Here is an 8,274-nt window from a genome sequence, read left to right on the forward strand (position 1 = left end):
CACGTTACGCCGCACCTGCCCTGGCGGTCCTCGCCCCAGAGGCTGCACCGGACTCGCGAGGACGCCCGGCCATGGCTTGTCGGGTCGTCCTGCGCGTCCTCGGCTCAGGGCCGCAGCATGACCTTGATCGCCCGGCGGGAATCCATCGCGGCATAGGCTTCGGCGACCTCGGACAGTGGCAGTTGCAGGTCGAACACCGGTCCGGGATCGATCGCGCCGCTCCAGACCAGGTCGAGCAGCTGAGGCAGGTAGGCCCGGCAGTGTGCCGGACCACCCTTGATGCCGACGTTGCGCCAGAACAGCTCGTTGACCGGCAGATCGCCGTGCGGGACGCCGACCAGGCCGATGTTGCCGCCGGCCCGGACGCTGGCGATCGCCTGCAGCCGGGAGCCCTCGGTGCCGACACACTCCAGGACGCAGTCGGCGCCGATCCCGTCGGTGAGCTTCTTGACCGCCTCGGCGCCGGCCTCGTCCCGTTCGGCGACGATGTGGGTCGCGCCGAACCCGCGGGCCAGTGCCTGCCGGTCGGCGTGCCTGCTCATCGCGATGATCGTCGGCGCCCCGAGTTGCGCGGCGGCCAGGACGGCGCACAGCCCGACCGCACCATCGCCGACCACCGCGACGCTGGTGTCCGGACCGACGCCGGCGCTGACCGCTGCGTGCCAGCCGGTGCACATCACGTCCGAGAGTGTCAGGATCGCCGGCAGTTGCGCCTCGGTGGGCACGCCGGGGGTGACCACGAGCGTGCCGTCGGCGAACGGGATCCGGATCTTCTCGGCCTGGCATCCGGCGTAGTGGGCGCCGTTGAGGCAGTTCGCCTGGGCGCCCTTGCGGCACACCGGGCAGGTGTTGTCGCCGGGGTTGAACCCGCCGACCACGAAGTCGCCCGGCCTGACTGTGGTGACAGCGTCACCGACCTGCTCGACGACACCGCAGAACTCGTGGCCGATCGGCGTCGGCCGGGGCACCGGCGCGATGCCGCGGTGGCGCCACAGGTCCGACCCACAGACGCAGGTGGCGACGGTGCGCACGACGGCGTCCGTGGGCTCGAGGATCTCCGGATCGGCGCGCTCCTCGAAGCGGACGTCGCCGGCTGCATGAATGACTGCTCCGTACATGGCTCTAGCTCACTACATCGGAGGCCGTGATGGGAGGCCCTGACAGGGCTTCTTTCAGACCCTCGGGACGGCTCTCACCGAGAGAGCCATGTTTTTGGCCGGCGTGGCACGCGGGGACGGTTCTTTCCGTACCGCTCTCGCCGCCAGCGGAACGAAAAGAACCGTCCCCTACTCCCTCGTGGAAGGGGGAGCCGCGCGCATCCGAAACATCAGGATCGGACCTCGGACGGTGCCCGATCCCGATCGCTGTTTCAGCCCTGCGCCGCTGCTTGCGCGGACGCCTCGTCGCCCGGCACGTCCCGGCTGTCCCGAGCGACCCGACGAGCCTGGCGCTTGTTCCGCCCGTTCTGCCGCCAGTTCTCCAGCAGGTCGTAGAGCACCGGCACCAGGATCAGCGTCAGCAGGGTGGACGACACCAGGCCGCCGATCACCACGATGGCCAACGGCTTGGAGATGAACACGCCGCCACCGGTCAGGCCCAGCGCCATCGGCACCAGGGCGAAGATGGTCGCCAGCGCGGTCATCACGATCGGCCGGACACGCAATCGCGCGCCGGCGGCGATCGACTGCTCGATGTTCGAGCCCGATTTCCGTTTCTGGTTGATCAGGTCGATCAGCACGATCGCGTTGGTCACCACGATGCCGATCAGCATCAGCAGGCCGATCATGCTCGGGATGCCTAGGGCGGTGTCGGTGATCAACGACAATCCGAGCGCGCCGGTGGCGGCGAACGGAATCGACACCAGCAGGATCATCGGCTGCAGCAGCGAGCCGAAGGTGGCCACCATGATCAGGTACACCACGGCCACGGCGACCACCATCGCCAGGCCGAGCTGGGCGAACGACTCGGCCTGCTGCTGGGAGACGCCGCCGATCCGTACGGTCACACCCTGCGGCAGATCCAGCGAGGCGATGCCGGCGGTGATCGCAGCCGTCGTGGCGCCCAGGTCGGAGGACTCCGAACTGCCCGAGATGGTCGCGGCGCGGATGCCGTTCACCCGGGTGATCGTCGACGGCGCCTGCACCAGCTTCACCTTCGCCACCTGATCGAGCCGGACGGGGTCGGCGGTGGCGTCGGCGGCGGCCTTGCTGGCGTCCTGGATCGCCTCCTGCTTGGCCTGGGCCTCCAGCGACTTCGTCCGCTGCTCGGACGCGGCATCCAGCTGCTGGTCGATCTGCTTCACGCCCGACTTGGCCTGGGCCTGGGCGGCACCGATCTGGGCGACCTGTGCTGCCGCTCCCGACACCTGCTGGGTGAGGCCGTAGATGGTGGCCGGCAGGGGGGCGCAGATCGGGTTGGTGGGGTCGGTGGGGCAGATCGTCGCCAGCTGCTTCTGCGCGGTCGCCAGCTGCTTCTGCAGCGACGACAGCTTCTTCTTCGCACTGTCCAGCTGCTTGGTCAGATTGGCCTGGGCCTTGGCGGCCTGCCGGCGGCCCTTCTTCATCTCGGCCACCTGGTCGTTGTAGGCCTTGGCGGCGTCCCGCTTCGAGTCGGCGGCGAGCCTGTCCGAACGGGCCTGCACCTTGTCGGCGGCGTCCGATTTGGCGTTGCCGTTCATCACCTGGGTGACCGGCAGCTTGATCCCGCGGAGTTCGTCGATGCTCTGTACCGGCTTCTGTGAGCGCAGGTAGACGTTCAGCGTCGTGTCGCCCTGAGCCAGGGTGCCGATCAGCTGGCCGCGCACGGAGCGGGCGACGGCCTGCCCGATCGAGGCCTGGGTCATGCCCAGATCGGCCGCTTTCGAGTCGTTCACGGTGACGGCCAGCATGTCGCGGGCGTCAGCCAGGTCGCTGGTGACGTTAGTCACCCCCGGGACGCCCTCCATCATCGCCGCCACCTTGTCGTTGGCGGCCTGCAGTTGGTCGGGATCGGAACTCTCGACGTAGACCACGACGCTGGTCGCTTCGTTCCCGGTGCCGATCGAGACCTCCACCGTTCCGACGTCGGAGCCGAGTCCGGCGATCTCCTTGCGCAGCCGGTCCGCGGTCACCGACGCCGTGGCATCCGCCTTGAGCGGCACAGTGAAGGTGGCCTTGTTGGTATCGGAGGGCGCTGCCAGGAACACCGTCGAGGAGGCACCGCCGATGGTCGTCGAATAGGTCTGCACATCGGGATCGTTGCTCAGCAGTTGCTCGATCTCCTTGGCGGCCTGATCGGTCTGCTCGAGACTGGTGCCCGAGGGCAGTTCCTGGGTGATCGCCAGGCTCTCGCTGCCCATGCTGCCGATGAAGTCGGTCTTCAGCCGGGGCACCAGCGCGATCGTTCCGGCGAAGATGCCCACTGCGATCAGCAGGGTGAGCCAGCGGTGGGCCAGGCTCCAGTTCAGCACCGGCAGGTAGCCCTTCTGCAGCCAGGTGTCCTTCTCCTCGGCTGCCGCGGCCTGCTCTGCGGACCGCCGCTGCTGCTTGGCGGTGGGCCTCATGAACCAGGATGCGAAGACCGGAATGACGGTCAGCGACACGACCAGCGAGGCGAGCAGGGCCACCACGGCGGCGACGGCGAACGGACGGAAGATCTCACCGGCCTGCCCGCCGACCAGCCCGATCGGCAGGAACACCGCGACGGTGGTCAGGGTCGACGAGGTCACCGCGCCGGCCACCTCTCGGACGGCGTTGGTGATCGACCGGCGTCCGAACTCGCCGTAACTCTGGTGCCGTTTGATGTTCTCGATCACCACGATCGAGTCGTCGACGACCCGCCCGATGGCCACCGTCAGTGCGGCCAGGGTGAGGATGTTCAGGGTGAATCCGCCGACCCACAGACCGATCAGCGCGATCAGCAGCGACAACGGAATCGAGATCGCGGTGATCAGCGTCGGCCGCAGCGAGCGCAGGAACAGCAGGATCACGAAGACGGCCATGGCCAGGCCGATGCCGCCCTCGACGGTCAGGTCGTGGACGGACTGCTCGATGTAGGGGGCCTGGTCGAAGACGGTCACGAAGCGGGCGTTGTTGCCGAGCGAGCGCTCCAGGTCGGGGAGCTTGGCGTTGATCTCGTGAGCGACGGTGACGGTGTTGGCCTCCGGGGTCTTGGTGACCGACAGGGTCAGCGAGGTGCGGCCGTCCACCCGGGAGATGCTGGTCTTCTCGACCGGCTGCTCCTTGACCGTGGCGAGCTTGCTGAGCCGCACCGGGCCATCGGTGCCCTGCACCATCAGGTCGGCGATCTGCTCAGAGGTCGAGTAGGTGGTGCCGGTCTGCACGTCGAGGTTGGCGGTGTCGGTGCGCATGGTGCCGGACGGGATCGCGGTCGAGTTCGCGGCGAACATCTGGCCGATGATGGTGGGGTCGACGCCGTACTTCTCCAGCTGCGACTGCTTGTAGGTGATGACGACCTCGTGCTCCTCCTTGCCCGAGACCGCGACGTCGCGGACGCCGGCCAGCCCCTTCAGTTCGGGAACAACGGTGTCGGTCACGTGCTGGGACAGCGTGTTCAGGTCCTGGTCGGAGGAGAGGGCGAGCAGCACCACCGGGATGTCGTCGGTGCCGCCGGTCATCACCCGGGGGTCGACGTCGTTCGGCAGGGTGGCGGCGATCGAGTCGATCGCGCTGCGCAGCTTGTTGGCCATGTCGTCGGCGGACAGTCCGTAGTCCCATTGCACCGAGACCTGGGAGACGCCGCTGGAGCTGGTCGAGGTGACGTCGGTGACGCCGTCCACCGCCTTCACCGCGCCCTCGATGGGCTTGGAGACCTGGGCCTCCACGACGTCCGGTGCGGCGCCGGCGTAGACCGTCACCACGCTGCCCCGGGGCACGTCGATGGAGGGGATCAACTCTTGCTTGAGTGCGGTGGTGGAGTAGACCCCCAGGCCGATGGTGAGCAGGCTGAGCAGCAACACCACAGTGCGATGGGCGAGGCTGAGCTTGGTCAGGCGGAGCACGGATTCCCCTTCGTCGGCCTCCCGGAGCCCGGGCGGAACAGGTGACCGGAGCGGGTCACGTCGGTTAGCATAGCTCTAACTATTCGTACGGACGAAAGCGATTCCTGGTGCGCTCACCCCAGTCGTTCGGACTCGAACCGGAGCGGGCAGCGCTGGCCGCCGACCTGATCGAGTTGAACATGCAGGTCCACGACCGGGCGATCGGCATGGTCGGGCCGATGCTGCCCCCTCCGGACCTCACCATGCAACAGTTCCGGGTCCTAGGGCAGGTTGTCCGGCGTCCGGGCATCTCCGGCAATGAGCTGGGCGGGCTGCTGGGGGTCAGCGCGCCGACTGCGAGCGGCTTGGTGGAACGCCTGGTTGAGAAGGGCCTGATCGCTCGCATCGACGACGCCGACGATCGGCGGATCCGCCGGCTGCACCCGACCGAGGCGGGTCGCGACCTGATGCGCCAGATGGACTCGATGTTCGAGCGGATGCTGGGCGTCGTGCTGCAGGTGCTGTCCGCCGACGAACTGGAGGTGCTCTGCCAGAGCGCCCGGACGATGCTCGTCGCCCTCGACCGGGTAGCCGAGCGTGCCGCCGGGACCCCCTCTAGCGACTACTAGCGGCTCAGCCGACGCGCCCGGGTGAGGGCATCCAGCTTCTCCGGATTGTTGACCATCAGGATCTGGGTGATGCGCCCGTCGGCGACCACCACCTGAATGGCGGACGTCACCTGCTCGCCGGCACGGGTGAGCCACCCCGGCCACCCGTTGACGACGGCGCGTTCCAGTTGCGAGGCGATCGCACCGTCGCCGGCCTTCGCCACGACGCCGAGCAGGAAGCGGGCCACCGGGTCGGCGCCCCGAATCGGACGTCGCGCCGCGCTGACCAGGCCGCCGCCGTCGGAGAGCAGCACCACGTCGGGTGCCAGCACGTCCATCAGGCCTTGCAGGTCTCCGGTCAGTGTTGTGTGCGTGAACTCGGCCCTCACCCGCTCGGCCGTCGCCTCGTCGGTGGCGAACCGTGGCCGGCGGGCCTCGACATGCTGACGGGCCCGATGCGCCAGCTGCCGGACGGCGGCCGCGGTGCTGCCGATCGCCCGGGCGATCTCGTCGTGGCTGTAGCCGAACACCTCGCGCAGCACGAAGACGGCGCGTTCCCGGGGGCCGAGCGATTCCAGGACGACCAGCAGGGCGAGCGAGACCGAATCGGCCAGCACCACGTCGTCGGCGACGTCGGGCGAGGTGAGCAACGGTTCCGGCAGCCAGGGGCCGACGTAGTCCTCACGTCGCCGGGCCAGCGTCCGCAGCCGATTGAGCGACAAGCGGGTGACGACCCGAGCGAGGTAGGCACGCGGGTTCTCCACCGGCCCGGCCGGACGGCCCGACCAGCGCAGGTAGGCGTCCTGCACCATGTCCTCGGCGTCCGCCACCGAGCCGAGCAGTTCGTAGGCGAGCGTGAACAGCAGCGACCGGTGTCGGTCGAAGACCGCGACGTCGTCGTCGTTCATTCCGTCGACGGTAGTTGACAGCTCGCCGAGAAGCCCTGGGAGACCAGGCCCAGCGCCGAGTTGAACCGCGACCGCTGATTCTCGATGGCGACGATCATCGCCAGCTCGATCAGGGCCGCCTCACCGAGCGCGGTCCGCAGCCGGGCGACCAGCTGATCGGTGACCTCGGACGGCGTCCGGGTGGCGGCGACCGCGAACTCGACCACCTGCTTCTCCAGCTCGGTCAGGTTCTCGGCGTCCCGCCAGGTCGGGATCGCCGCCAGCTTCGCCAGGTCGATGCCGTCGTCGTGGGCCAGGTGGTAGCCGAAGTCGATGCACCAGGCGCAGCCGATCTCGGCGGCGGCAGCCATGGTCGCCAGCGCCCGGAGCCCCGGATCGAGCTGGTTGAACCTCGCCACCCGTCGCTCGTAGGCGAAGGTGGCGAGAAGCACGCGGCGGTTGCGCGCCATGGCGTTGGCGTTGTCCAGCGGCTGGCCGTACATCCGGCGCGCCACCCAGGTCAGCAGTCTGCCGAACGGCCCGGGTGGAGGATCGATGGATACCCGGGCGAGCCTCTGGCGGGCCCGCCACTCGGTGCCGAGGCCCGGGGCGACGGCAAGGGGCGGCCGAACGGTGTGCTGTGTGGTGCTCATACCCATGGGACACCGCGGGCGCGCCCGATGTGACACCCTCGGCCAGATTCTGTTGCTGGAGTTCGGCCCTTCGTCGGCCCTGTGTCGGTCGAGCTTGTCGAAGCCGCTGCTGGGCGCATCCTCAGTCGGCCGTCAGTCGAAGCCGCGCAACGACCGGCAGCGGATCGCCCGGCAGCCTGCTGTAGGCGACGACGTCCAGCCGCTCCCCGTCGATCAGCAGCTTGCTGCGCTCGAGACCTTCCTGGACGAACCCGGCGGCCCGAGCCACGGAGCCGGAGGAGGGGTTGTTCACCCGGTGCCCGAGTTCGAGCCGGTGCAAGCCACCCTCACCGAGCGCCCAGTCGGCGATCGTGGCGGCCGCGCGTGACGTCCAGCCCCGCCCGCGGAACGCGGCATGCATCCAGTACCAGAACCAGCCGTTGCGGTTCCCGCTGTCGACGGTCACGCCGACCACGCCCACCACCCGGCCCTGGTACACCACCGCGAAGGCAAGATGCGGACCGGCGAGTTCGGTGAGCCCCTCCACATAGGTGATGGCGCTGCGCAGGTCCTTCACCTCGCCCTGCCGAGCCATATCGGACGCCCGGGTGAAGGCGGCCAGCACGTCCGGAGCGTCCTCGACACGCAGGCGTCGCAACTCCGGATCATTCACATTCACCGACGCTACGCCGCCCGGCAAACCGTCGTCGACCCCGGAACTCGGCTCCGCGTCCGGTCGTCCAATACCGCCGGACGAGCCGGTTTATGAACCAGCACACGGTGACCGCTACGCTGGTGCTCCTTGCGGATGTAGCTCAATGGCAGAGCCCCAGCCTTCCAAGCTGGTCATGCGGGTTCGATTCCCGTCATCCGCTCCAGCTCCCCATGGGCCTGATTCCCTTGAACGTGGGGGTCGACGAGTCGCCGAGTTCGAGATGGTCAGCCGCCGAGCCGGGCCATGACCTCGAATGCCGCCAACGTGATCAGAGCGCTGGTCGCCACCCATCCGAGGAGGACGAGTTCCCCCGTGTACCACGGGAGGGGCTGCCCGGAGCCTGTCTCGTCGTGTCCGTCGAAGAGATACCAGATCTGGGATCCGGTGAGGACCAGCCAGCGCCGATTCCGGTCTCGGAGAACCTGAACGTCCCACGCCGCGCCGGAAGGGCATG

The 8,274-nt window shown here is 68.7% G+C and carries 7 protein-coding genes and 1 tRNA gene; 2 read left to right on the forward strand and 6 right to left on the reverse strand.

Translation table 11 applies throughout. The features are described from left to right. Nucleotides 1-104: 104 nt before the first annotated feature. Together Q0066_RS15825 and Q0066_RS15830 are read right to left on the reverse strand one after the other, a co-directional pair. Nucleotides 105-1,118, reverse strand: coding sequence for a zinc-dependent alcohol dehydrogenase family protein (locus tag Q0066_RS15825; RefSeq protein ID WP_298134744.1), 1,014 nt, complete (start codon nt 1,116-1,118; stop codon nt 105-107). A gap of 251 nt (nt 1,119-1,369) precedes the next feature. Further along, nucleotides 1,370-4,999, reverse strand: a complete 3,630-nt coding sequence (locus tag Q0066_RS15830) for an efflux RND transporter permease subunit (RefSeq protein WP_298134746.1) — start codon at nt 4,997-4,999, stop codon at nt 1,370-1,372. Between the two features lie 107 nt (nt 5,000-5,106). On the opposite strand from Q0066_RS15830, the gene Q0066_RS15835 reads away from it, so the two are divergent. After that, nucleotides 5,107-5,607 (forward strand): MarR family winged helix-turn-helix transcriptional regulator, encoded by a 501-nt coding sequence (locus Q0066_RS15835; protein ID WP_298134747.1) that lies wholly within the window; start codon nt 5,107-5,109, stop codon nt 5,605-5,607. Here Q0066_RS15835 and Q0066_RS15840 read toward each other — a convergent pair. The 3 genes from Q0066_RS15840 to Q0066_RS15850 form a co-directional block, all read right to left on the reverse strand. Continuing rightward, entirely contained in the window at nt 5,604-6,494 is an 891-nt protein-coding gene (locus Q0066_RS15840) for an RNA polymerase sigma-70 factor (RefSeq protein WP_298134749.1), read from the reverse strand. The two genes, Q0066_RS15835 and Q0066_RS15840, sit on opposite strands and share 4 nt — an antisense overlap. After that, on the reverse strand, nt 6,491-7,126 hold the full coding sequence (locus Q0066_RS15845; RefSeq protein WP_298134750.1) for a carboxymuconolactone decarboxylase family protein: 636 nt from the start codon (nt 7,124-7,126) through the stop codon (nt 6,491-6,493). Before Q0066_RS15845 ends, Q0066_RS15840 begins: the two co-directional genes overlap by 4 nt. A 121-nt stretch (nt 7,127-7,247) precedes the next feature. Continuing rightward, nucleotides 7,248-7,778, reverse strand: coding sequence for a GNAT family N-acetyltransferase (locus Q0066_RS15850; RefSeq protein WP_298134751.1), 531 nt, complete (start codon nt 7,776-7,778; stop codon nt 7,248-7,250). A gap of 131 nt (nt 7,779-7,909) precedes the next feature. Here Q0066_RS15850 and Q0066_RS15855 point away from each other — a divergent pair. Further along, nucleotides 7,910-7,983: transfer RNA gene (locus Q0066_RS15855), tRNA-Gly, on the forward strand. A gap of 61 nt (nt 7,984-8,044) precedes the next feature. Here the strand turns inward: Q0066_RS15855 and Q0066_RS15860 are convergent. Continuing rightward, nucleotides 8,045-8,274, reverse strand: a 230-nt coding sequence (locus Q0066_RS15860) for a hypothetical protein (RefSeq protein ID WP_298134752.1), incomplete at its 5' end; no start/stop codon positions are given.

It is taken from the genome of Micropruina sp. (assembly GCF_027492755.1).
Taxonomy (GTDB): Bacteria; Actinomycetota; Actinomycetes; order Propionibacteriales; family Propionibacteriaceae; genus Micropruina.

Coding starts and splice junctions, on each gene's coding strand:
- Q0066_RS15825 (WP_298134744.1), bottom strand. CDS start 1,118: ATGTACGGAGCAGTCATTCATGCAGCCGGCGACGTCCGCTTCGAGGAG.
- Q0066_RS15845 (WP_298134750.1), bottom strand. CDS start 7,126: ATGAGCACCACACAGCACACCGTTCGGCCGCCCCTTGCCGTCGCCCCG.
- Q0066_RS15840 (WP_298134749.1), bottom strand. CDS start 6,494: ATGAACGACGACGACGTCGCGGTCTTCGACCGACACCGGTCGCTGCTG.